The sequence below is a fragment of the Streptomyces sp. NPDC005799 genome, from assembly GCF_040630525.1.
In the GTDB taxonomy this organism is placed as follows: domain Bacteria; phylum Actinomycetota; class Actinomycetes; order Streptomycetales; family Streptomycetaceae; genus Streptomyces; species Streptomyces griseorubiginosus_B.
On the sequence record NZ_JBEXXQ010000071.1, the window covers coordinates 1 to 21,357 of the forward strand.

The following is a 21,357-nucleotide window of genomic DNA, read 5'->3' on the forward strand; positions in this document are numbered from 1 at the left end:
GTGCACGCGCGCGTGCAGGAACCGCAGCACGTCCTTGCGGCCGCGGAACCACTCCAGGTTGGGCGGCATCTCCAGCTCCACGCCGTACCCCCAGGCCGTCGCCGAGCCTCTGCCCCACCCCTTGGAAACCGAACGGTTTTCATTTCGTCCACTTCGGGTTAACCTCGCGGTATGACCACCGAAGTGAAGCTGAGCCCCAGGGAGCGGCTGCTGGAGGCGGCGGCCACCCTCACCTACCGAGACGGCGTCAGCATCGGCGTCGAGGCCCTGTGCAAGGCGGCAGGAGTGTCGAAGCGCTCCATGTACCAGCTGTTCGAGAGCAAGGACGAACTCTTGGCAGCAAGCCTGAAGGAGCGCTCCTCCGCCTATGTGGCGACTCTCCTGCCCACGGCGGACGACGGCCGGTCACCCCGCGAGCGGATCCTGCACGTCTTCGCGCAGGTGGAATCACAGTCCGCCGCCCCCGACTTCCACGGCTGCCGGTACCTGGCCGTGCAGATCGAACTCAAGGACCAGAGCCACCCCGCAAGCCAGGTGGCGCACCGCGTCAAGGCGGACCTGACCGCCTTCTTCCGTGCCGAGGCCGAGCAGGGCGGGGCGAGCGGCCCGGACTTGCTGGCCCGGCAGCTCAGCATGGTCTTCGACGGCGCCAGTGCCCGCGCCGGAATCCAGGCCGACAGCCTGACCGGGCTCGTCGCGCCCACGGTGACCACCCTGCTCGACGCGGCGGGCGTCCACTAGAACTCCCTCACATCCCGGCACCCGCGGGCAGCCCGATGGCCGTAAGCGTGTTGCCGAGCCTGCCGCACGCGAAGAAGCTCGCGGTCTCGTCGGTGTCGGCGCCCAGCGACAGATGCACGGTCTCCCAGATCCTCATCCAGCCCGCCCGGACGACCTCACCGAACAGGTCGTCGCCCTGCGCCTCGGCGGCCGCCACGGCAACGTATCCCTGCATCTGCATCAGGAGCGTTTCGGGGTGCGTCAAGATCAGCCGCGAGTAAGCGCTCGCCATCGCCTGGAGGGCCCGCTCACCGTCCGCCACCCCCGCGGCCGCCGCCTCGATAGCCAGGCGGGTGTTTTCCATGCTCCGCAGCAGTGCGGCGACGAAGATCGCCTTCTTGCCGGGAAAGAGCCGGAAGAGATAGGGCTGCGTGGCGTCGACCCGGTCGGCGATCGCCGCGGTGGAGGTGCGGTGGTAGCCGGTGCGTGCGAACTCGGCGACCGCCGCACGGATGACTCCCTCGCGCCTCTCCTGCGCACTGATCCTGCCCGTGAGGTCATTCTCCCTGTCTGAACTTGCGCCTGGAAACCGATCGGTTTACGGTAGCGGAAACTGATCGGTTTCGAAGGGTTCAGGAGTGCATGATGACGACAGGTCGGCCAGTGGCGCTCGTGACGGGCGCGTCATCGGGCATTGGAAAGGAAACCGCGCTGGCCCTGGGCGCAGCCGGATTCGAGGTGGTCGGCACCAGCCGTGACACTTCACGCGTCACCCCGCTCGACGGCGTCACGTTCCTCGGACTCGACGTCGCCGGCGACGACTCGGCCGCCGCCGCGGTTCACGAGGTGAGCGAGCGGTTCGGGCGGATCGACGTCCTGGTCAACAACGCCGGTGTCGGTTCCATGGGTGCGGCCGAGGAAACCTCCCTCGCGCAGGCCCGGTCCGTCTTCGATACCAACGTCTTCGGGGTCATGCGCATGGTGAACGAAGTCCTGCCGCACATGCGCGCTCAGCGGCGCGGACGCATCATCAACATCTCGTCCGTGCTCGGGTTCCTGCCCCAGCCCTACATGGCCGCCTACGCCGCCTCCAAGCACGCGGTCGAGGGCTACACCGAATCCCTGGACCACGAGGTCCGTGACCACGGTATCCGGGCGCTCATCGTCGAACCCGCCTACACCAGGACCGGGTTCGAGGCCAACAGTGCGAAGCCCGACACACCGCTGGACGCGTACGCGAAGCAGCGGCAGATCGTCGACCGCGTCATGGCGGAGGCCGTCAGGGGTGGCGACGCCCCTGTTGTCGTCGCCAGGGCGATCGTCGCGGCAGCGACCGATCCGAAGCCGAAGCCGCGCTACACCGCCGGTCCCTTGGCCGGACGCGCACGCGTACTGCGCCGCCTCGCTCCCGCCGGGGTCTTCGACAAACAGATCCGCAAGATGAACCAGCTGGCCGGCTGACGCACAGGCGCTGTGCCTGGGCTTTCCGAACGGCCGTCTCACCCCCAGTACACAAAGGACACCTTCATGCCAGAGCGCAATCCCATCCTGATCACCGGTGCCGCCGGCGAGATCGGTGGTGTGAGCCGGACGATGGTCGACATGCTGCTTGAACAAGGGCAGCCGGTCAGGGCGTTCGTACGCCACGACGACGAACGCGCGCACTCGCTCCGTCGGGCCGGCGCCGAGGTCTTCGTCGGTGACCTGCTCACCATCGCCGACGTGACTGCCGCTCTGAAGGGGGTGCGGCGTATCTACTTCAGCATGAGCCTGTCGCCGTACTACACCGACGCCGTGAGCCTGATGGCCGCTGCGGCGCGGGCCCAGGGCGGCATCGAGGCGTTCGTCAACATCTCCGAGTACGAGCAGTCATTCATGACGTTCGAGAAGATGACCGCGGCGGAGGAAGAACGGCGCGCGTGGCTCGGCGGACTTGTCGCCGACTGGTCCCCGCAACAGCGGGCCCATTGGGTCGCCGAGCAGGTGCTGGAGTGGTCCGGCCTGCCGACCGTCAATGTGCGGGCTGCCATGTTCGTCGAGAACCCCCTGATGACCTGGCTGGCACTGGAGCCGCTGACCAAGGGTGAACTGCGCCTGCCCTTCGGCGACCATCGGCTCGCGCCCATCGCGGGTTACGACGTGGCGGAGCTGTGCGTGAAGATCCTGACCGACCCGACGCCGCACATCTCCAAGTCCTATGTCCTCAACGGCCCGGAGTTGAAGAACATGCACGGCTTCGCGGAGGACTACGCGGCCGTACTCGGACGCCCGGTCACCTACGTCCCCGTCGGGATCGAAACCTGGAACGAGACCTACGTGGACGCCGCCCTGGCCTCGTTCCCGCACACCGCGGAGCACCTGAAGACCCTGACCAGGTTGATGGGCGGCGGGGGTTACCGTGGCACCACCGACCAGCTGGAGACCCTCCTCGGACGCGCCCCGAAGACTGTCCGCTGGGCACTGGGGAACCACCCTCGCATCCAGAAGCTGGCGACTGGTCTGTGACATTGACCGCCTCCTGGCTGAACAGGACGAGTGGTGGTGTTCCCGGGGGCGGGGCCGCCGGCGGAACCGGTTGAGGGAGACGGCGAGACTACGCTGGCGTCAGCACTCCGTACGAAGTGCCGCATCAGGCGACGTTTGCCCTGTTCACGACCCCGCAGAGGCGGTCGTTGATGGCGTGCTCGGTGCGCCGGATGATGTAGCGGCGGATCATGCTTCCCTGCTCTTTGTGCCGGGCATGGTCGGTGCCGTCCAGCGCGGACTGCCGCAGGGCGGTGAACTGGGCCTCAATCCGGTCGAGCCAGGAACCGTTGGCCGGGGTGCAGGCGATCTCCGCGTTGTGCGAGACGCCTTTTCCCTGCGCGCCGCGACCAGTTGAGTCTCCGAGCCCCGGTGTCGGTTTCCGCCCCCACGGCAATGACCGCCAGGATGCCGCAGTTGCCGAGGTGGGCGAGCACCTCCTGTACATGCTGGTCGTAGCTGTCGAACGGCGAGCTGTTGCGGTTACGGCACAGGGCGAGGTCGGCCACGGGGCCGGTGGTGGCCCGGCCGAGGCCGAGGGCGATGCGTCCCGGCGCGAGAGCCTCGAACTGAAGGAAAGTCTCGGCGACCTTGTAGGGGCTGTAGTGGTCGAGCAGCACCGGGCCGGAGCCGACTCGGATGCGCTGGGGCCGCCAGCGCGATGAGGATTTCCGGTGCCTGGGAGGCGAAGTTGGCGGTGTCGTGGTGCTCGGCGTACCAGATGCGGTGGAAGCCGAGGTCCTCCGTCTGCCGTGCGGCCTCGACGGCAGTCTGGAGAGCTTGGGGTTTGTCGGAACCGGTGGCCATGGTGGCCAGTTTGACGAGGGGGAGTTTCATGACTGACGGTCCTTGCTGGTGGCACTGACATTCAGTCCGCTGCAGAAACGGTAACCCGTACTGGAACGCAGTACCATTTCGGTCCTGTGCTTTACACTGGTTGGCATGCCCGAAGCGCCCAGCCCCTCATCCACCCGCGCCGCCGTGTCCCCCTCGCTGCGGGAGAGGACCCGCGCCGCCATGCGCGAGGAGGTCAGTGAGGTGGCGTTCCGGCTCTTCGCAGAGCAAGGCTTCGACAAGACGACGGTCGAGCAGATCGCGGCCGAGGCCGGTCTGGGGCGAACCACCTTCTTCCGGTACTTCGGCACCAAGGAGGACCTCGTTCTCCGCAAGGTGGGCGAGTTTGGTCACGAGGTCGCCGCGGCGCTCGCCGCCCGACCCGCCGACGAGCGGCCCTGGGAAGCGCTGCGCCGTTCCTTCGACGTGATCACCGATCCGCAGGCTGACGAGGTGCAGCCGTCCTTGAGTCGGATGCAGCTGCTCAGTGATGCCTGTTCCCTGATGACCCGCAAGTGGGAGAAGACGCAGGGCTGGCAGAGCATGATGGCGCCGGTGCTCGCTCGGCGGCTCGGCGGCTCGGGGTCTGCCGACGATATTCGCGCCCAGGCCCTCGTGGCGTCGGCGATCTCCTGCCTCGACGCCGCCACTGATGCCTGGACCGCCGCGGACGGCACGACCCCGCTGGCCGTTTTCGTGGACCAGGCGATGAGTGCGCTGAGCGAACTGGTTGACTAGCGGAACAGCTCTCGGCCGCCGATGTTCACGGTCTCGTGCTCGGCGGAGGTATCACCATCCCTGTAGTCGCCGCCTGTTGGGGGCGTAAGGCTCCGCATTAAGTCTGCAGTTACTCCGCCCGGCGGCGACCCGCCACTGCGTCCACAGGCCCTGTGCTGCGGGCGCGCAAGCGCCGCGCGATGTGCTACGGCGGTCCTCGGGGTCTCTATGACGACAAGAGGCATGCCATATTGCATGCCATCGGGTATGCTATGGCTCGCTGTCGTCTGGTCCCGGGAGAGATGATGGATCTGCACTACTCGGACACGGAGCGGGCCTACCGAATCCAAGTCCGCGAGCTTCTCCGGCAGTTGCTTGGTCCTGACTGGCGTGGGCTCGGAGCCCTGTCCGAAGGGGAGCGTCAGGGGTTTCGTGTGTCCTGGCGGGAGGCCTTGCAGGAACAGGGCCTGCTGGCGCCCGGTTGGCCGTCGGAGTACGGCGGGGGCGGCCTGGGGTTGATCGAGCAGTCGATCGTGGCCGAGGAACTCGCGGAGGCCGGGGCGCCACAGTTCCCGACAGCGAACGACGCGAACGGCATCGTCCTTTTGGGACCGACGCTGATGCACTACGGCTCGGCGGAGCAGAAGGCGTACTTCCTCCCCCGCACGCTTTCCGGCGAGATCAGGTGGGCGCAGGGCTACTCGGAGCCTGAGGCCGGCTCGGACCTGTTCAACGTCCGCACCCGGGCGGTCCGGCAGGGCGACTCCTGGGTGATCAACGGGCAGAAGATCTGGCAGACCGCAGGGGTCACCGCCAACTGGCTCTTCGGCCTGTTCCGGACCGATCCCGCGTCCCCAGGCGGCAGAGGGCTCAGTTTCATGCTGCTGCCGATGGACCAGCCCGGGGTCACCGTTCGCGGCATCCGCAACATGGCGGGTGAGACGGAGTTCGCCGAAGTGTTCTTCACCGACGCGACCGCCGCGCACGCCCACGTGGTGGGCGGAGTCGGCAACGGCGCCCAGGTCGCTCTCGGACTGCTGGGCTTCGAGCGGGGTGCCGGAGGGGTGGCCGCTGCCGCCGCCGCGCGTATCGAGGTCGAGCGGCTCACGGAGCTGGCCCGGGCGACGGGCGCTGCCGGGGACTCGGCCGTCCGAGCCAGTATCGCGAGGTGCCGTGCCGACGTACATGTGCTGCGCTGCCTGGCGCTACGCAGCCTCGCGGCCGGGGTGTCCGGCGCGCCGCCCGGCCCCGAGTCGTCGATTACCAAGATGTTCACCTCCCAGTACCGCCAGCGGATCACCGAACTCGCCCTGGACATCCTGGGACCCCGCGCGCTGTCCCTCGACGGTCCGGGCGCAGTGGCGCCGCTCGGCCCTCAGCCGCTCGGCCTCGATCCGACGTCCGCCACGGTGTGGATCCAGGACGCTCTGCACGCCCGGCCCGGAACCGTCTACGGCGGTTCGCTTCAGATCCAGCGCAACACCATCGCCGAACGAGTGCTCGGCCTACCACGGGAGCCGAGGCCCGCAGCGGCCCGGAACGCGCAAGCAGGAGGGGACAGCAGTGCGGTTTGATCTCAGCGACGAGCAGCGTGATCTGGCACAGCACGCCCGGCAGTTCTTCGAGCGCGCACGTGCCTCGGACCTCGAAGCGGTGCTGGAGGGCAAGCCCGTCGCCGACCCTCGCGTCTGGGCGCAACTGGCGGGAGAACTCGGGCTCGCCGGAATCGCCGTGGCCGAGGCGGACGGGGGAGCGGGAGGCAGTCTCGTCGACCTCGCCGTGGTCCTCGAGGCGGCGGGGTACGACCTGTCGACGCAGCCGCTGCTCGCCAGCGCCGGCTGCGCGGTCGCCGTCCTGCAGGCAGGCCGGGGCGACCAGGCGCAGGCATGGCTGGCCGGGCTGGCCGCGGGCGAGGTGATCGGGACCTGGGCAGACCCGGGGGGCCTGAGCGAGCCGGTCAGGGCCGAGGAGACGAGTGACGGCTGGCGGTTGCACGGCCGGATCATGCATGTGCCGTGCCCGGACCGGTCCGACTTGCACCTCGTCGTGGCACGGGCGGGAGACGACGAACGAGTCTTCGGGGTGCACAGGGGCGCCTCGGGTGTGCGGATGGAGCTGGATTTGGCCCTGGACCCCACGCGGCCGCTGACCACCCTCACGCTGTCCGGCGCCGAGGCCACGGCGGCACACACGCGGACCGACCGGGCCGCCCTGGTCCGCGCCCGCGCCGTACCGGTGGTGCTCCTTGCAGCCGAGGTGGCCGGTGTCGCTCGGGGAGCGTTCGAGCTGGCCCTGGCGTACGCCCGTGAACGGCAGCAGTTCGGCCGCCCGATCGGGAGCTTCCAAGCCGTCAAACACATCCTGGCCGACATGTTCGTGGACGTGGAGACCGCCCGGGACGTGGCGCGTTACGGCGCGTGGAGTCTCGCCGAGGGCGTCGACCCACCGGAAGAACTCGCGGCGATGACCCATGCGCACGTGTCAGCCTGCGCTGTCCGCGTGACGGCCTCGATGCTCCAGATCCTCGGCGGCATCGGCTACACCTGGGAGCATCCCGGCCACCTCTACTACAAGCGCGCGCTGAGCTCTGCCCGCTTGTTCACGACCGTCGAGCGCGAACTCGACCGTCTCGCGGGCCGGACCGGGCTCGGCGAAGCGCCATGAAGGCCTGGTCCTTCTCGCGCACGTCCCTGCGCGTGCACTGGGGCGACGGCAGCGCCGAGCGGCTCGCGGGGGAACTGGACCGGGTCGGGTCCGTGCGGCCGATGGCGGTGTGCACTCCGAGCGTGGCTCGAGACAACGATCTGCTCAGCCGCGTCGAACGGTGCACCCGCCGCGGCTTCGCGGATGTCCTGACAGACGTCCGTCCCCATAGTCCGGTCGAGATGGTTCAGGCCGTCGCCGGCCGACTCCAGGCCGCCGACGCGATCGTGGTGATCGGGGGAGGGTCCGCCATGGTGACCGCGCGGGCCGCGAACATCCTCTGCTGCGAGGAGGGCGAACTCGAGGCGCTCGCGACGCGGCGCGACGCCGGTGGTGGCCTCGTCAGTCCCCGACTGACCCGGCCGAAGCTGCCCATGATGGTCCTGGCGACCACACCGACGACAGCGGCACCGAAGGCCGGGGCTGCGGTCACCCGGCCGGAGTCGACCAGCCGTCTCGCCCTGTTCGATCCGGCGACCCGTGCCCGATGCGTGATCGTCGATCCCGAGCTGACGGCCGGGGCACCTGACACGGTGGCGCGTGACGCGGCGTTGAACGCACTCGTCATGGCGTTGGAGGGCATGACGACCCGGCGCCGGAACCTCTACGCCGACGCCGCTCTCAGCCACGCGGTCCGGCAGCTCCCCGGCCGCATCGTCGCGCTGGCGAAGCAGCGGGACGATCCGGCGGTGCGGGTGGAACTGACCCTGCTGGCCTTGCTCTCGGGCGAGGGGACGGACTCCACCGGGGGAGGCCTGACCGCCGCGTTGTCGCACAGCGTGGGCCACCGCGTCCATGTGCACAACGGCCTGGTGGACAGCATCCTGCTTCCCCATGTTCTCCGGCTGGCGAGCAGGCGGGACCCGTCCGCCCTGACCTCTGTGGGGGAACTCCTCGGTGTCGCGCCGGTTGACGTGGCCGACGCCGTGGAGGAGTTGCTGGCACCGCTGTCGCCCACGCGACGACTGCGCGAGATCGGTGTCGCCGAAAGTGACGTGCCGCTGTTCGCCGACTCGGCCATGGATGATTTCGCTTCCCGGGGGACGACCTTCCCGCTCCATGAACGCGACCTCGAGCAGGTGCTCGAGGAAGCGCTGTGAGCGGTCCGTCCCTCAGGCCGGCGAAGTGACGACGGGAACCTCGAGATGAGCGCGCAGATCGCTCAGGAACGAGGCGTAGAGGTCGCGCAGACCAGCCTCGATCGCCGGAGCCACCTCCGCGTTTGCGCATGCGTACTCTCCGTACCACTCCACGAAGGTGCGACCCGAGTCGGTGACCGGCAGGACGTGAATGGTGGCCAGATAGTCCGTCATCCCGAAGGGGAGGTGGTGCTGAGCCATCTCGTAGGTCATCAGGCGGTTGCGCGCGTCGTAGGAGACCAGCCGCTCTCGTGCGATGTGGTGGTCGTCCCCGACGGTCAGCAGCCGCACCGAACCGATCGTCGGCACCTGCTCGCCGACCTCCGGGCTCGAGGTGTGCACTCTCTCCATCCAGGCGTCGACTCGGTGAAAGTCGCCGAGCGATGCCCAGACCACGTCCACGGGCTGCTCGAAGACCGTGCTCACGTACACCTTACGCATGTGACCCTCCCAGCCTGAGTGTGTAGGCAATTATGCATGCAGGAGAAGGGCGCGGAAAGCCGGAGTCCGCACTTGGTTCCCTTCAGCCGACCGGCGACCAGCTGCCGGAAAGCTCTCTCGCGGCCTGCGGCAGTGTGAGGACGGCGGTATCGGCCGAGGGGCCGAGCATGTTCTGCAGCATGGAGCGTGAGCCGAACCGGTGCCGGTCCATCAGGGCGACGAGCTGAACGGCGTCCTCCGCCTCGATCGCGGCGATCATGGCGTCGTGGTCGACGGCGGCGCGCTTGCGTCGTTCGCGGTCGGACTGGTAGTGCAGCGCGCGGTACGGATCCGAGAGGCGCCAGATGCGCTCGATCTCGGTGACGAAGATCTTCAGGGGCGACCAGCTGAAGGTCAGGAAGTGGAACGCGCGATTGGCCTCGATGAGCCGGTCGATCTCGCCTTCCTCGGCGGCGGTGCGGCATGCCTCGTTCAGGGCCCTGAGCTCGTTGAGGCCGTCCGGGCCGGGCCACTCGAGGGAACGCAGCACCTCGGTTTCCAGGAGTGTGCGCATGGAGTAGCACTGCAGCAGGTCGCTGGCGCTCAGCTTCGCCACGGCATAGCCCGCGTTCGGCACGCGCGTGAGTATGCCGTCCGAGGCGAGAGCTCTCAGCGCCTCTCGCAGGGGTGTCCTGCTGACCTGGAGTCGTTCGGCGATGAGCCGCTGGTCAACGCGCTGACCGGGAGACAGTTCTCCGGTGCGGATCAGTCGGCACAGGTCGTCGGTCAACGGGTCGTCGGCCATGCAGCGCTTCTCCGGTCGAAGAGAATCATGTGGACCATCTTACATGCACAGTTGCTACGACAGGCGTCGTTGACGGTGAGCATAATTGCATGCAAGATAATCGACACGATGATGAGGAGGTGTTGATGACCGACGTCCTGCAGTCCGAATCGCGCGATGGCGTCCTCCTGCTCACTCTCAACCGGCCGGAGGCACGTAACGCGGTCAACAGTGCGTTGCGGGAGGCTCTCGCGGCGGCGATGCACGAGTTCGCGGCGGACGACTCGCACCGGGTCGTGATCATTACCGGTGCGGGGGAGAAGGCCTTCTGCGCGGGAGCCGACCTCAAAGAGATGGCCGACCGGTCCGTCGGCCGCCCGCCCACGGACTACTTTGCCGAGTTCGGGCCGGACGACTTCATCGAGAAGCCGGTCATCACGGCGGTCAACGGCGCCGCCTATGCCGGCGGGTTCCGCCTGGCACAGTTCGGCGATCTCTGCCTGGCATCGGAAACCGCGTCCTTCGCCATCTCCGAGGCACGCTGGAGCCGGGGCGCTCCGTGGGCGGCGCCCCTGACCCGCATGCTCCCACGACGGGTGCTGGCCGAGCTGCTGCTGACCGCGCGGCCGATCACGGCCCGCCGGGCCTACGAGGTCGGCTTGGTCAACGAGGTGGTACCGCCGTCCGAACTGCTTCCCCGGGCCTGGGCCACCGCGCGGACCATCGCCGACAACGCCCCGCTGTCGGTCAAAGCCTTCAAGTGGCTCATGCGCGTGGGGGCGGAAGCCGGAGTGGGGGCCACCGGCGCCATCGCCAAGGAACTCTTCCGGCCCGTCTACGACAGCGAGGACGCCCGGGAAGGCCCGCGCGCGTTCCGTGAGGGCCGCCGACCGGAATGGAAGAACCGATGAAGACGAGCGTGCGCATCGGGGGTGGTCTCGGCTATTGGGGCGACGACATCTCGGCCCCAGGCAAGCTGGTCCGCGAGGGCGCACTCGACTACCTGGTGATGGACTTCCTCGCCGAGGTCACGATGTCGATCCTGCGCAAGCAGATGCAACGCGACCCCGACGCTGGCTACGCGACCGACATCATCCCGATCCTGCGCGACGTACTGGTCGACGCGGTCGACCGCGGGGTCACCATCATCTGCAACGCGGGCGGCGTGAACCCGGTGGGCTGTGCGCGGCGCGTCCAGGAACTGGCCCGGGAACTCGGCGTCGGCGACCGCGTACGTGTCGCGGCGATCTCCGGTGACGACCTGATGCCCCGCGTCGGCGAACTCCTCGAGCGGGGGGTCGGCCTGGACAACACGGAGACCGGGGAGCCGTTCTCCGACGTGGCCGGCCGGCTCGCCGGCGCCAATGCCTACATCGGTGCCGAACCGGTGGTCGAAGCGCTGCGGCGCGGGGCGAACGTGGTGATCGCGGGCCGGGTGGCCGACCCGTCCCTGACCCTGGGAGCCCTTCGGCACGCGTTCGGATGGAAGCACGACGAGTGGGACCTGCTCGCGGCCGGCATCGTCGCGGGCCATCTGATCGAGTGCGGCGCACACGTCACCGGGGGCAACCACCAGGCGGGTTGGGAGGACGTCCCGGACATGGCGGAGATCGGCTCTCCGATCGTCGAGGTCGACGGACACGGCCGCATCGAGCTCAGCAAGACACCGGGCAGCGGCGGTGTGGTGGACGTGTCGACGACGATCGAGCAGCTGCTCTACGAGATCGGCGACCCACGCGCCTACCTGACCCCGGACGTGTCCGCGGACTGGACCACCCTGCGGGTGAGCCAACTCGCCCCCGACGTCGTGGAGATCACCGGTGCGAGCGGACGCCCCGCCCCACGGACCCTGAAGGTGTCCGCCAGCTACACGGACGGGTACACGACCAGCTCGCTCTGGCTCTACTCGGCGCCGGACGCCGTCGGCAGGGCCCGCAAAGCACGAGAGGTGCTCGAGCGCCGCATCGCCCGCCTCGGTCTCCCGATCGACGCCGTGCACTGGGACCTCATCGGGATGGACGCGGTCCACGAGCGCAGGACGCCCCGCACCTTCACCGGCCGGCCGAGCGAGGTGGTGCTGCGATTTGCCGCCCGATCGCAGGACCGCGCGGCACTGCAACGCGTGGTCGTCGAACTGGGCACCGTGTTCCACGGACCACCTGGCAAGACCACGCTGTCCCCCGGCAGGGCGCGGGTGTCGTCGGTGGTGAGCTACTGGCCCACTCTCGCGCCCCGGGAACTCGTCCACCCGAGCGTCGAACTCCTCCAGGAAGGCACTCCCTCATGAGAGTTCCGGTGGGTCGCATCGCTTACGCGCGTTCCGGGGACAAGGGCGGCACCGCGAACATCGGCGTGGCGGCCCGGCATCAGCACTGGTATCCCGCCCTGCACAGGGAGCTGACCGCGGAGGTCGTGCAGGACTACTTCTCCGACCGTGCCAAGCGCACCGAACGCTTCGAGCTCGAGAACCTCAACGCACTCAACTTCCTGCTGCACGGGATCCTCGGTCGCGGCGGTACCAGCACCCTCCGCCTGGACCCCCAGGGGAAGGCGCTCGCCGATGCGTTGTGCTTCCTCGAGATCGAGCTCACCGACACCGAATCCACCCTGCTGAGCGCGGGCGCCGACGACGAGGGGCTCAACTGACATGACCATCAAGCAGGAACACCTCCCGATCACGACGCTCGGGCACGACGACATCCGGGACGCGGTCAAGGCGATCAACGCCAAGTACCCGCTGGAGTACTGGAGCGAGAAAGAAGAACGCCAGGAGTTCCCGGAGGAGTACTACCGGGACTTCGTCGAGAGCGGGTTCACCACCATGACGGTGCCCGAGCAGTACGGCGGCGGAGGCGCCAGTATCAGTCAGGCCGCGGCCATGCTGGAGGAGGTCGGAGCAGGCGGCGGAGCCACAGCAGCCTGCAGCACCGTGCATTCCAGCCACATCGCCCTGGGCTCGATCATCAAGTACGGCAGCCGCGAACTGCAGGACAAGTACCTCGAGCGCATGGTCGCCGGCGACCTCGTGGTCAGTTTCGGTGTCACCGAGCCGGACGCGGGCACCGACACCTCCCGCATCAAGACGACCGCCGTGCGGCAGGGCGATCACTACATCGTCAACGGGCAGAAGGTGTGGAACTCCCATGCCCAGCGCGCCGAGAAGTGCCTGCTGCTGTGCCGTACCACCAGCCGTGGGGAGGACGGGGCGGAACAGACCTCGGGCATGTCGATGCTTCTGGTCGACCTGAAGGTTCCGCAGGTGACCATCAAGAAGATCGCCAAGCTTGGACGCAACGCCGTCGACTCCAACGAGGTGTGGTTCGACAACCTCCCCGTCCCGGCGTCCGACCTGGTCGGCGAGGAGGGACAGGGGTTCCGGCAGATCCTGGCGAGCGTGAACTCCGAGCGCATCCTGCTGGCCGCCGAGTGCGTCGGCATGGGCCGCTGGTGCCTGGAGCGCGGAGTGGACTACGCCGGCGAACGGGTCGTCTTCGGGCGCACGATCGGCAAGAACCAGTCCGTGCAGCACCCTCTGGCCGACTCCTACATCCAGCTCAGCGCCGCCGCCCTCGCGGTGCGGGAAGCGGCCGCTGCCTATGACGCGGGCGCCCCCGCCAAGGAGATCGGCCGTCTCGCCAACATGGCGAAGTACCTGGCCTCCGAGGCCGCCTTCCGCACCGCGGACGCGGTCATGCAGGTGCACGGCGGTTACTCGTTCGCCACCGAGTACCACATCGGCCGCCACTGGATCGAGCTACGGCCTCATCGGATCGCTCCCGTCAACAACCAGATGGTGCTCAACTTCATCGGGGAGAAGGTGCTGGGGCTCGAGAAGAGTTACTGACCCGCCCCCGTCCTGACGAGGCAGTGACGAAACGCGGCTCCTGGTGGTGGTGCCGGAGTGAAGACTCCGGAACCACCACCAGGAGCCTTCGCCGGTCCCGCCGCTCAGTCCTCGTACCGGGCGACGAGGCGGCCGACGACACCGCCCTTGCGGAGGCGCTCCAACCCCTCGGGGATGCGGTCGGGACTGATCAGGTTGATTGGTGGGTTCAGCTGTCCGCCGCGCATGAGCTCGTAGAGCTCGGTGAGGTCCTCTTTCGTGCCCGACAGGGAGCCGAGGATCTGCAGTTGCTTAAAGACGATCGTCTGGGTGTTCACCGTCGACTCATTGCGCCCCAGGCCGACCTGCACGAGTGTCCCGAACTGACCGAGCGTCTCCACTGCCTGGGCCGTCGTCGTTCCGAACCCCGCGAAGTCCACGATCAGCGGCAGGTCCTTGTCCGCGAACTCGGTGATCGACTCGGCGACGCGGGCCAGCCCGATCTCGTCAGCGAGTTCCCGGGCGGCCGGGTTGAGGTCGGCGGCGTAGACCTCGGCTCCCTTGAGCGCGGCGATGCGCGCGCCGATGTACCCCAGACCGCCGAGCCCGATCACCCCGACCCGCATGCCTTCCTTCGCACCGCCGCGTGTCACCACGGCGTGGTAGGAAGTGAGACCCGCATCGGTCGCCATGGCTCCCATCTCGAAGGAGAGCTCCTCCGGCAGCCGTACGAGGTTCGCCTCGGTGGCACGCACCTTGGGACCGTAGCCCCCGTCCCAGGCGCCGTAACCGATGGCGTCACCGTCGGGCATCAGCGGCGACAGCCCGACCCGGTCACCCACCTTCCACCCGTCCATCCCCGGGCCGACCTCGCTGATCACCCCGGCGTTCTCGTGGCCGAGCGTCATCGGGATGCGCGGGAACGACCGCATCCACGCCGGATCGTCGAGCGTGCCCACATCGGAGTGACACAGGCCGGCGGCCTTTACATCCACGACCACCTCACCGGGACCCGCTTGCGGCGCGTCCACCTCTTCCAGGGTCAACGGCTGACCGGTCCCGTGGAATCGCCAGGATTTCATGACGCTCACTTGTCCTTTCGTATGGCATCGGCGCGTATTCGCTCGAAGGCCAACACTCAAGTGCCTGATGTGCGCTGATGCAGCAGCTGTCCGTGCCGCCGGCGCGCCCGGTTCGGCGCGGCGGAAGTCGGTGTGCTCCCGTCTCTCGGACCCGGGCGCCGCCCGGTTCCGTCGGGGGGCACATCGAGGCCGGCTGTGCGGTTCGAGGATGGCGGCCCGCCGTCGCCCTACGCCCCTGGCCGTCGATGCGGCCGGCGACAGCGATCGTCCAGTCGCTGTCGGCCGCCCAGGCCCGGACTCGTAGGTCTTCGCCGCGAGTGTACACGGACCCTAAGTGGTACTCCATACCATCTTGGGCTACCGTTCCTCGTGACGGATGTGTTCCATCCGCAGGAGCCGAATTTGACCGGAGGGTGCCTCCGTTTTACGGTGGACTCTGTGCGGAGGTAGCCTCCGTTTCGTTTGGATCGCAGAAATGACCTGGTCAGGGAGGACGCATGGTCGCCGACGAACAGCAGGGGCGTAGGCCCCGGGTGCACGTCCAGCGCAACCGCGTGGCCCTCCTGGATGCGGCGCAACGTCACTTCCTGGCCCATGGCGTCGGCACGCCTCTGGAGGCGGTCGCCAAGGAGGCGGGTGTCGGGCTAGGCACGTTGTACCGGCACTTCCCGAGCCGGGAGGCGCTGCTGGCCGCCGTGCTGCAGTCGCGCTCCATGGAGGACTACTTCAGCGCCTTCAGCGGGCTGCCGGAGCCGCTCATGGCCGCGGCCAGGGCGCACGATCCGGGAAATCCACTCACCCTGCCCTGCGAGACCCTGATCTCCGCGACCGAGGGATACGTCAGAGCCGCACCGCTCGCCGGGCATGTGCGCCCGTCCGTCAAGGGCTACGACCTATTCCTCGCGGCGGTCTCGATCGCCTGGGTCAAGGGCACCGCGGCCATCGACGAGGAGTCGTCGGGCCGCCTGCGTTCCCTCATCGAAAACGGATACAGCGAGCCGCGCGAGTGGGTGTAGCCCGCCGCATCGCCATCGGCCTCACCGCACCGTCAGACCTTGCGTTGCCCCTCAGGGGCGATGCAACCTTGGAAAGGAAGAAAACAATGAAGATCACCGTTATCGGCGCGGGTGCCATCGGAGGCAACCTGGCCCGCAAGCTCAGCGAGGCGGGCCACGACGTTCAGGTCGCGGACGTCCGCGGGCCCGAGGCCGTCCCCGCCGAGGTCCTCGCCTCGGGAGCCCGCGCGGTGGACCTCGACGCGGCCGTCCAGGACAGGGAAGTGATCGTCCTGTCCATCCCCTTCGACCGGGTCCCCGAACTGGCCGGCCTGTTCGCCTCCGTGCCCGAGGAGACGGTGGTTATCGACACCTCCAACTACTACCCGCACCTCAACGGCCGGATCGAGGAAGTGGAGAAGGGGGAGGTGGAGACCGTCCGGAACGCCCAGGCCCTGGGCAGGCCCCTGGTCAAGGCGTGGAACGCCGCCCTGGCCGAGACCCAGCGGGCGAAGGGTGTCCCGGCGGGGACGCCGGGCCGTATCGCCATCCCGGTGGCGGGCGACTCCGACGAGGCCCGGCGCGTGGCCATGCGGCTCGTGGACGACACCGGCTTCGACGCGTACGACGCCGGCGTGCTCGCCGACTCCTGGCGCCAGCAGCCCATGGGCCCCGCCTACTGCACGGAGCTGACCCTCGACGAACTGCCGGCCGCCCTGGCCGCCGCCGACCGGGTAAAGGACGCGCAGGTCCGCGACAGCATGATGGAGCGCTTCGCCGCACTCGGGGACGCGCCGACGCACGACGACGTCGTCGAGATGAACCGCGCCGCCCACCGCTGAAACGGCGGCCTTGAACCAGGGTTTACGAGCCGGTCGCGGCTGGGTGCCCGGACCCACAGCACCCAGCCTGCATCCGGCCCACTTCGAGTCCATGCCAGGACGGATGTCGAGAGGCCGACCGTTCTCGACCCGTCACACCGCGCTTCACAGGGAGGAGCGGCCATGGCAAATCGGCCTCTGGCCCGCTATACGGACATGGACCAGTTCGTGCGGTACGCCCAGGCCGCCGAGCGCGGCAAGATCCAACTCCTCTTCTTCGCGGACACCCCGGTCCTGGACGTGGACCTCGAAGACCAGGCCCCCCACTTCCCCGTCGACCCGCTGCTGGTCATGACCTCCGTGGCCCGCGAGACCGAGCGGATCGGTCTTGTCGCCACCGCCTCCACCACCTTCAACGAGCCCTACAACCTCGCCCGCCAGTTCAAGGCCCTGGACGTGATCAGCCACGGCCGGGCCGGCTGGAACGCGGTCACCACCTCGGATCCCGCCGCCGCGGCGAACTTCGGCCGTCAGATACCGCCGCGTGCGGAGAAGTACGAGCGCGCACACGAGGTCGTGCAGATCGTGCAGGCGCTGTGGGGCAGTTGGGAGAAGGACGCCTGGGTCCGCGATGTGGGCGGCAAGCGGTTCGCCGACATGAGCAAGATCCAGCCCGTCAACATTCAGGGCCGTCACGTTGCCTCCCGCGGCCCGCTGTCCATCCCTCCGTCCGAGCGGGGTCAGCCCGTCATCTTCCAGGCGGGCGGCGGCCTGAACGGACTGGAACTGGCGGGGCGTTACGCCGACGGCGTCTACGTCAACCCGCACACCGTCGAAGACGGTCAGGCTCAGCGCGATGCCGCCAAGCGAGCCGGACGCGACCCGGACGAGGTGAAGATGTTCGCCGGCTTCATGCCGACCATCGCGGCCTCCCGCCGTGCCGCCCTCGACCGGCGCCGTTTCCTGGACGAGTCGGTCGACCTCCACCAGCGTGTGTGCTACCTCGGTGCCATGATCGGTCTGCCGCTCGGCTACGACCAGATCGACGAGCGGCTGACCGACAGCCAGCTCGCCGACGCCGTACCCAGCCCGCACGACCCGCGCTCCGCTCGTGCCCTCGAGGTGGCCCGCGAAGGCTGGAGTCTGCGCGACGTGCTCGCGCACGGGGTCATCGACTACCACCCGGTCGTATCCGGCACCGCGGTCGACGTGGCCGACCACATGCAGGATTGGTCCGAGGCGGGAGCCTGTGACGGCTTCTCGCTGGCCATCGACGGCTACCACGTGGGCGTCGACGCCTTCGTCGGCCAGGTCGTCCCGCCCCTGCAGGAACGCGAACTGTTCCATCTCGACTACGAGGGCCCCACCCTGCGGCACCATCTCGGGGCCCGCGACCAGTACGGGCTCGACCTCCGCGTCACGGAACCGGCCCGGTAATGCTCGGCCGATCATCTCGGTCACGGATGCCGCGCGGCGGCGCGGAGGTCCTGCTTCCGCAGCTTGCCCATCGGCGTCGTGGGCCACTGGCCCGGGGTGATCTCATGGAACCACTTGGGGATCTTGTAACCGGCGAGCCGTCCGCGGCACGCCTCGCGCAGCGCGTCCGGGGCGAAGGCCACGCCGGGTGCGAGTTCCACGTAGGCGACGACGGCTTCGCCCCAGCGCTCGTCCGGCGCTCCGACCACCGCCGCGGCGACCACTCCTTCGATCTCGCGGACCAGGAAGTCCTCCACCTCCGTCTCGGAGACGTTCTCGCCACCCGTCTTGATCATCATGGAGTAGCGGCCCCGGTAGTAGAGCCGCCCCGCGTCGTCCAGCCAGCCGTGGTCGCCGGTGTGGAAGAACCCGTCGCCGTCGATCACCTGGCGTGTCAGCTCAGGAGCCTTGAAGTACCCGGAGAAGAGGTTCCAGCCCTTGAAGCAGATCTCCCCCGCGGCGCCGGCCGACTGCGGTGCCCCGGTGTCCGGGTGGCAGATGCGGACGGTCACCCCGGGCAAGGGGTAGCCGTTGCTCATCCTGCCGCGCTCGGACTCGAGGTGCGGTTCGGTCAGGGTGACCATGTTCGCGGCTTCGCTCATCGCGTACATCATGACGACCGTGGCGCCGAGGTCCTCCAGTCGGTCGTGGACGGTCGTTCCAGGCGCGCACCCGACTTTCCGGAACGGACACGGCCAGGCGTTCTTCTCGAACTCGCCCAGCAGTCGGGACAGGACCAGGTCGAAACCGGTGGTGGCGGTCATCGCGTGCTCGTGGGCCGCCCGAGCCATCTCGGCGGGCTGGAAGCCGTCGTAGAGGTAGTGGGCGGAGCCGTGGAGGAGGGGCCCCAGCAGCTGGACGAGCCCGCCGGCGTGGAAGTACTGACCGAGTCCGAGAAAGCGGTCGTCGGGGGTGAGCCCCAGTCGGCCCATGAAGAAGTGCGCCGATCCCAGCAGCGACTCCTGACGGACGACGACGCCCTTGGGGCGTGCGGTCGAGCCCGACGTGAACAGGACCATCGCGTCCTGGTTGTCGGCGGGTTTCGGGGGCAGGCCCGCGTCAGCGCTCAGCCACTCCTGCAGGTGCCAGTCATGGGAAGTCGCGTCTCGGTCTTCGACGACCACGGCGCGCAGCGCGGGATACCGGGAACCGGTGACGGGTCCGTCCTGCGGCAGTCCGAGGGCGGTAAGGCGCTGCGCAATGGGCTTTCCCGCCACGGCCGCGCTGAGGAAGACGAACTCGGCGTCGGTGAACCGGAGAGCGTAGTCCAACTCGTCGGCTTCCCAGGCCGTGTTGAGCGTGATGACCACGGCCCCCACGCGCCACAGGGCATGCAGGAGGACGACGTGTTCCCAGCAGCGCCTGAGATACAGCGCGACGTGCGTGCCCGGTACGATCCCGCGCTCGGTCAGGACCGCGCTGAGAGCGTCACGGCGCACTGCGAGTTCGCTGAACGTCAAAGTCGTGTCACCGTCGACCACTGCTGGGCGACCGGGCCACTGGACGACGGCCTCGTCGAGGGCCTCGCTGATGACCCTTGCCCGCCACGGGTTGCCGGCCACGTCCCCGAGCGGGAGGTTGCTGCCGAGTTCTGCCATGAACGCCCCTCTTCCTTCTCGCGCGACATTGCGCAAGTGGTCGGCGCCTCGCCTGCCGTCAAGATGTCATGCAATATAGTAGACCAAACGGCCCGGGATCTTACGATGCTGCCAGGAGGTCCTCGGCGCGGCAGACGTCCGCTCGCAGCCGACCTCCTCACAGCTGAAAGGGCCTGCTCTCGTCGGCCCCGTCGTCGCCGCTATCGAAGGTCGTGACTGCCCATGCCGCACATCCAGACCCGGACACACGAGACAGTCCACATTCTGACCCTGAACCGCCCCGAGCGGCTCAATGCGGTCATCCCCGAGCTGTTCGACGAGCTCTCCGAGGCGCTCGTCGACGCGCGGGACAAGGCTCGCGCGATCGTCCTTACCGGGGCGGGCAAGGGTTTCTGCGCCGGTGGTGACATCCGTGCCCCGAAGCCGGACTACGCGCCGGCGTCGCGCCGGATGCGACGCTTCTACCACCCCGTGGTGGCGCAGCTGGACGAGCTCGACATCCCGGTGATCGCCGCGGTCAACGGGCCCGCCCTCGGCGCCGGTCTGTCCCTCGCGGCCGCCGCCGATCTGCGCCTGGCCTCCGAGCACGCGTCCTTCTCCGCGGGGTTCGCCGCCGTCGGCCTCTCCCCGGACAACGGCGCCACGCATCACCTGGTACGAGTGCTGGGCTACACCAGGGCTTTCGAGCTGCTCCTGACCGACGTGCGCCTCGACGCGGCGGCGGCGCTGGAGTGGGGGCTGGTCAGTGGCGTGGTGCCGCACGAGGAGCTGCTGGACCGGGCGGTCGAACTGGCCGACCGCCTGGCGGCCATGCCGGGCGTCAGCGTCTCCGTGACCAAGCGGCTGCTGAAGGACGCACACCAGCGACATCTCGCCGAGCAGCTCGAACTGGAGGCGCGCGCGTTCGACCGGACGTCACAGGACCCCGGCCGCGTCGCGGCCCGCGAGGCCATGCGGAAACGGATCACATCCTGAAGCGCAGCCGTCTGACCAGGGCCTGCGCGCAGAGCCGGCAACGCGGGAGCTCCGTTGAAACCCGGAGTGCTGTGACCCTAGACACGCGTCGATTATTTTGCATAACATGACGCCTACCAAAAGGGAGGCCCGTGGACGAAGGGATCCCGATGCCACAGCCTGACGGACGCCCCGTGACAGTCACGGTCGAACCGAAAAACGTAGTGATAGAGGTCCCTTCGGGCCTGAGTGTCTTCGAGGCCGCCCTTCAGCAGGGTGTCCGATGGCCGACGACATGCGAGGGCATGGGGACGTGTCACCTCTGCTTCATGTCGGTGGTCGAGGGCGCGGACCATCTCGACCCGCCGGGGCCGCTGGAAGCCGAGGGACTCACCACGATCGTGGACACCGTGAACAGGGGCCCGCTGCGCCTCGCCTGCCAAGTGCGTCCGGACAAGGACCTCGTCGTCTTCAAACGCGGAGTGCGCAGGGCGGCATGACACGGGACCCGGGCCGCATGCCTCGAGCCACCCAGACGGGTCGGGAACGCCAAGGAGCAGGGATGAGCAAGAAGCTGGTGCAACGGGGCACGAACATGGTCTTCACTTTGCTTCCTGACGGCACGGTGGAGGTCGAGAAGCCCGACACGGGCGAACGCGGTGTGTTCCGCCGCGACGGGACGAGGGTGTCGGGGGACCTCACCTACGCGGACCAGGTGATGCTCGACTATGTCGCCGGCGCCCACACCGCATCCCAGGACTGAGTCAC

The 21,357-nt window shown here is 68.6% G+C and carries 22 protein-coding genes and 2 pseudogenes; 17 read left to right on the forward strand and 7 right to left on the reverse strand.

All coding sequences use genetic code 11. The annotated features are described in order from the left end of the window. Window positions 1-171: 171 nt before the first annotated feature. Complete coding sequence (locus tag ABZ453_RS44085; protein ID WP_359024589.1) at window positions 172-741, forward strand: TetR/AcrR family transcriptional regulator; 570 nt, start codon at window positions 172-174, stop codon at window positions 739-741. 7 nt (window positions 742-748) lie between these two features. Here ABZ453_RS44085 and ABZ453_RS44090 read toward each other — a convergent pair whose 3' ends face one another. Then, window positions 749-1,264, reverse strand: a complete 516-nt coding sequence (locus ABZ453_RS44090; protein ID WP_359024680.1) for a helix-turn-helix domain-containing protein — start codon at window positions 1,262-1,264, stop codon at window positions 749-751. A gap of 101 nt (window positions 1,265-1,365) precedes the next feature. Between ABZ453_RS44090 and ABZ453_RS44095 the strand changes: the two genes are divergently transcribed. Both ABZ453_RS44095 and ABZ453_RS44100 read left to right on the forward strand, forming a co-directional pair. After that, window positions 1,366-2,181 carry an oxidoreductase gene (locus tag ABZ453_RS44095; protein ID WP_359024682.1) on the forward strand — a complete coding sequence of 272 codons (816 nt, stop codon included), beginning with the start codon at window positions 1,366-1,368 and terminating at the stop codon, window positions 2,179-2,181. A gap of 66 nt (window positions 2,182-2,247) precedes the next feature. Beyond that, entirely contained in the window at window positions 2,248-3,225 is a 978-nt protein-coding gene (locus ABZ453_RS44100; RefSeq protein ID WP_359024591.1) for an NmrA family NAD(P)-binding protein, read from the forward strand. Between the two features lie 124 nt (window positions 3,226-3,349). On the opposite strand, the pseudogene ABZ453_RS44105 reads toward ABZ453_RS44100, so the two are convergent. After that, a pseudogene (locus ABZ453_RS44105) lies at window positions 3,350-3,568 on the reverse strand (transposase); the annotation flags it as partial. Continuing rightward, window positions 3,510-4,080, reverse strand: a pseudogene (locus ABZ453_RS44110) (LLM class flavin-dependent oxidoreductase). The pseudogenes ABZ453_RS44110 and ABZ453_RS44105, both read right to left, overlap by 59 nt. Window positions 4,081-4,185: 105 nt before the next feature. Here ABZ453_RS44110 and ABZ453_RS44115 point away from each other — a divergent pair. The 4 genes from ABZ453_RS44115 (at window position 4,186) to ABZ453_RS44130 (ending at window position 8,597) form a co-directional block, all read left to right on the forward strand. After that, on the forward strand, window positions 4,186-4,815 hold the full coding sequence (locus ABZ453_RS44115) for a TetR family transcriptional regulator (RefSeq protein WP_359024593.1): 630 nt from the start codon (window positions 4,186-4,188) through the stop codon (window positions 4,813-4,815). 284 nt (window positions 4,816-5,099) lie between these two features. Continuing rightward, on the forward strand, window positions 5,100-6,368 hold the full coding sequence (locus ABZ453_RS44120) for an acyl-CoA dehydrogenase family protein (RefSeq protein ID WP_359024684.1): 1,269 nt from the start codon (window positions 5,100-5,102) through the stop codon (window positions 6,366-6,368). After that, window positions 6,358-7,458 (forward strand): acyl-CoA dehydrogenase family protein, encoded by a 1,101-nt coding sequence (locus ABZ453_RS44125; protein WP_359024595.1) that lies wholly within the window; start codon window positions 6,358-6,360, stop codon window positions 7,456-7,458. Before ABZ453_RS44120 ends, ABZ453_RS44125 begins: the two co-directional genes overlap by 11 nt. Further along, window positions 7,455-8,597: an iron-containing alcohol dehydrogenase family protein gene (locus tag ABZ453_RS44130; RefSeq protein WP_359024598.1), complete on the forward strand. Its 1,143-nt coding sequence runs from the start codon at window positions 7,455-7,457 to the stop codon at window positions 8,595-8,597. Before ABZ453_RS44125 ends, ABZ453_RS44130 begins: the two co-directional genes overlap by 4 nt. A gap of 12 nt (window positions 8,598-8,609) precedes the next feature. Here ABZ453_RS44130 and ABZ453_RS44135 read toward each other — a convergent pair whose 3' ends face one another. Together ABZ453_RS44135 and ABZ453_RS44140 are read right to left on the reverse strand one after the other, a co-directional pair. After that, complete coding sequence (locus ABZ453_RS44135; RefSeq protein ID WP_359024600.1) at window positions 8,610-9,077, reverse strand: SRPBCC family protein; 468 nt, start codon at window positions 9,075-9,077, stop codon at window positions 8,610-8,612. A gap of 82 nt (window positions 9,078-9,159) precedes the next feature. Continuing rightward, window positions 9,160-9,861 (reverse strand): GntR family transcriptional regulator, encoded by a 702-nt coding sequence (locus ABZ453_RS44140; RefSeq protein WP_359024602.1) that lies wholly within the window; start codon window positions 9,859-9,861, stop codon window positions 9,160-9,162. A gap of 125 nt (window positions 9,862-9,986) precedes the next feature. On the opposite strand from ABZ453_RS44140, the gene ABZ453_RS44145 reads away from it, so the two are divergent. Genes ABZ453_RS44145 through ABZ453_RS44160 form a run of 4 tightly spaced genes read left to right on the forward strand, consistent with a single transcriptional unit; the run spans window position 9,987 to window position 13,684 of the window. Next, window positions 9,987-10,751: an enoyl-CoA hydratase-related protein gene (locus ABZ453_RS44145; RefSeq protein ID WP_359024604.1), complete on the forward strand. Its 765-nt coding sequence runs from the start codon at window positions 9,987-9,989 to the stop codon at window positions 10,749-10,751. After that, window positions 10,748-12,127: an acyclic terpene utilization AtuA family protein gene (locus tag ABZ453_RS44150; protein ID WP_359024606.1), complete on the forward strand. Its 1,380-nt coding sequence runs from the start codon at window positions 10,748-10,750 to the stop codon at window positions 12,125-12,127. The genes ABZ453_RS44145 and ABZ453_RS44150 overlap by 4 nt, the downstream gene beginning before the upstream one ends. 8 nt (window positions 12,128-12,135) lie before the next feature. Continuing rightward, on the forward strand, window positions 12,136-12,486 hold the full coding sequence (locus tag ABZ453_RS44155; RefSeq protein ID WP_359024608.1) for a hypothetical protein: 351 nt from the start codon (window positions 12,136-12,138) through the stop codon (window positions 12,484-12,486). Window position 12,487: 1 nt separating this feature from the next. Further along, window positions 12,488-13,684, forward strand: coding sequence for an acyl-CoA dehydrogenase family protein (locus ABZ453_RS44160; RefSeq protein WP_359024610.1), 1,197 nt, complete (start codon window positions 12,488-12,490; stop codon window positions 13,682-13,684). 104 nt (window positions 13,685-13,788) lie between these two features. On the opposite strand, the gene ABZ453_RS44165 is transcribed toward ABZ453_RS44160, so the two are convergent. Next, entirely contained in the window at window positions 13,789-14,745 is a 957-nt protein-coding gene (locus ABZ453_RS44165; RefSeq protein ID WP_359024612.1) for a zinc-binding dehydrogenase, read from the reverse strand. Window positions 14,746-15,242: 497 nt separating this feature from the next. On the opposite strand from ABZ453_RS44165, the gene ABZ453_RS44170 reads away from it, so the two are divergent. The 3 genes from ABZ453_RS44170 to ABZ453_RS44180 all read left to right on the forward strand — a co-directional run bounded on the left by ABZ453_RS44170 (window position 15,243) and on the right by ABZ453_RS44180 (window position 17,998). Then, on the forward strand, window positions 15,243-15,761 hold the full coding sequence (locus tag ABZ453_RS44170) for a helix-turn-helix domain-containing protein (protein ID WP_359024614.1): 519 nt from the start codon (window positions 15,243-15,245) through the stop codon (window positions 15,759-15,761). An 86-nt stretch (window positions 15,762-15,847) separates the two neighbouring features. Further along, entirely contained in the window at window positions 15,848-16,582 is a 735-nt protein-coding gene (locus ABZ453_RS44175) for an NAD(P)-binding domain-containing protein (protein ID WP_359024616.1), read from the forward strand. 162 nt (window positions 16,583-16,744) lie between these two features. After that, window positions 16,745-17,998, forward strand: a complete 1,254-nt coding sequence (locus ABZ453_RS44180) for an NtaA/DmoA family FMN-dependent monooxygenase (RefSeq protein ID WP_359024618.1) — start codon at window positions 16,745-16,747, stop codon at window positions 17,996-17,998. Window positions 17,999-18,018: 20 nt separating this feature from the next. On the opposite strand, the gene ABZ453_RS44185 is transcribed toward ABZ453_RS44180, so the two are convergent. Continuing rightward, window positions 18,019-19,635, reverse strand: coding sequence for a class I adenylate-forming enzyme family protein (locus ABZ453_RS44185; RefSeq protein ID WP_359024620.1), 1,617 nt, complete (start codon window positions 19,633-19,635; stop codon window positions 18,019-18,021). 222 nt (window positions 19,636-19,857) lie between these two features. Here ABZ453_RS44185 and ABZ453_RS44190 point away from each other — a divergent pair, with 222 nt between their 5' ends. From ABZ453_RS44190 to ABZ453_RS44200, 3 genes are all read left to right on the forward strand, one after another. Next, window positions 19,858-20,610 (forward strand): enoyl-CoA hydratase-related protein, encoded by a 753-nt coding sequence (locus tag ABZ453_RS44190; protein WP_359024622.1) that lies wholly within the window; start codon window positions 19,858-19,860, stop codon window positions 20,608-20,610. A gap of 149 nt (window positions 20,611-20,759) precedes the next feature. Beyond that, the gene (locus ABZ453_RS44195) at window positions 20,760-21,089 is read left to right on the forward strand and encodes a 2Fe-2S iron-sulfur cluster-binding protein (protein WP_359024624.1); all 330 of its coding nucleotides are present in this window, start codon (window positions 20,760-20,762) and stop codon (window positions 21,087-21,089) included. 62 nt (window positions 21,090-21,151) lie between these two features. After that, window positions 21,152-21,352 (forward strand): hypothetical protein, encoded by a 201-nt coding sequence (locus ABZ453_RS44200; protein WP_359024626.1) that lies wholly within the window; start codon window positions 21,152-21,154, stop codon window positions 21,350-21,352. Window positions 21,353-21,357: the final 5 nt, after the last annotated feature.

Excerpts from the sequence above, each read along its gene's own strand:
- ABZ453_RS44085 (WP_359024589.1), top strand. The coding sequence starts at position 172 with ATGACCACCGAAGTGAAGCTGAGCCCCAGGGAGCGGCTGCTGGAGGCG.
- ABZ453_RS44095 (WP_359024682.1), top strand. The coding sequence starts at position 1,366 with ATGACGACAGGTCGGCCAGTGGCGCTCGTGACGGGCGCGTCATCGGGC.
- ABZ453_RS44175 (WP_359024616.1), top strand. The coding sequence starts at position 15,848 with ATGAAGATCACCGTTATCGGCGCGGGTGCCATCGGAGGCAACCTGGCC.
- ABZ453_RS44150 (WP_359024606.1), top strand. The coding sequence starts at position 10,748 with ATGAAGACGAGCGTGCGCATCGGGGGTGGTCTCGGCTATTGGGGCGAC.
- ABZ453_RS44185 (WP_359024620.1), bottom strand. The coding sequence starts at position 19,635 with ATGGCAGAACTCGGCAGCAACCTCCCGCTCGGGGACGTGGCCGGCAAC.
- ABZ453_RS44195 (WP_359024624.1), top strand. The coding sequence starts at position 20,760 with ATGCCACAGCCTGACGGACGCCCCGTGACAGTCACGGTCGAACCGAAA.
- ABZ453_RS44130 (WP_359024598.1), top strand. The coding sequence starts at position 7,455 with ATGAAGGCCTGGTCCTTCTCGCGCACGTCCCTGCGCGTGCACTGGGGC.
- ABZ453_RS44165 (WP_359024612.1), bottom strand. The coding sequence starts at position 14,745 with ATGAAATCCTGGCGATTCCACGGGACCGGTCAGCCGTTGACCCTGGAA.
- ABZ453_RS44170 (WP_359024614.1), top strand. The coding sequence starts at position 15,243 with ATGGTCGCCGACGAACAGCAGGGGCGTAGGCCCCGGGTGCACGTCCAG.
- ABZ453_RS44140 (WP_359024602.1), bottom strand. The coding sequence starts at position 9,861 with ATGGCCGACGACCCGTTGACCGACGACCTGTGCCGACTGATCCGCACC.
- ABZ453_RS44190 (WP_359024622.1), top strand. The coding sequence starts at position 19,858 with ATGCCGCACATCCAGACCCGGACACACGAGACAGTCCACATTCTGACC.
- ABZ453_RS44100 (WP_359024591.1), top strand. The coding sequence starts at position 2,248 with ATGCCAGAGCGCAATCCCATCCTGATCACCGGTGCCGCCGGCGAGATC.
- ABZ453_RS44115 (WP_359024593.1), top strand. The coding sequence starts at position 4,186 with ATGCCCGAAGCGCCCAGCCCCTCATCCACCCGCGCCGCCGTGTCCCCC.
- ABZ453_RS44145 (WP_359024604.1), top strand. The coding sequence starts at position 9,987 with ATGACCGACGTCCTGCAGTCCGAATCGCGCGATGGCGTCCTCCTGCTC.
- ABZ453_RS44120 (WP_359024684.1), top strand. The coding sequence starts at position 5,100 with ATGGATCTGCACTACTCGGACACGGAGCGGGCCTACCGAATCCAAGTC.
- ABZ453_RS44160 (WP_359024610.1), top strand. The coding sequence starts at position 12,488 with ATGACCATCAAGCAGGAACACCTCCCGATCACGACGCTCGGGCACGAC.
- ABZ453_RS44135 (WP_359024600.1), bottom strand. The coding sequence starts at position 9,077 with ATGCGTAAGGTGTACGTGAGCACGGTCTTCGAGCAGCCCGTGGACGTG.
- ABZ453_RS44200 (WP_359024626.1), top strand. The coding sequence starts at position 21,152 with ATGAGCAAGAAGCTGGTGCAACGGGGCACGAACATGGTCTTCACTTTG.
- ABZ453_RS44180 (WP_359024618.1), top strand. The coding sequence starts at position 16,745 with ATGGCAAATCGGCCTCTGGCCCGCTATACGGACATGGACCAGTTCGTG.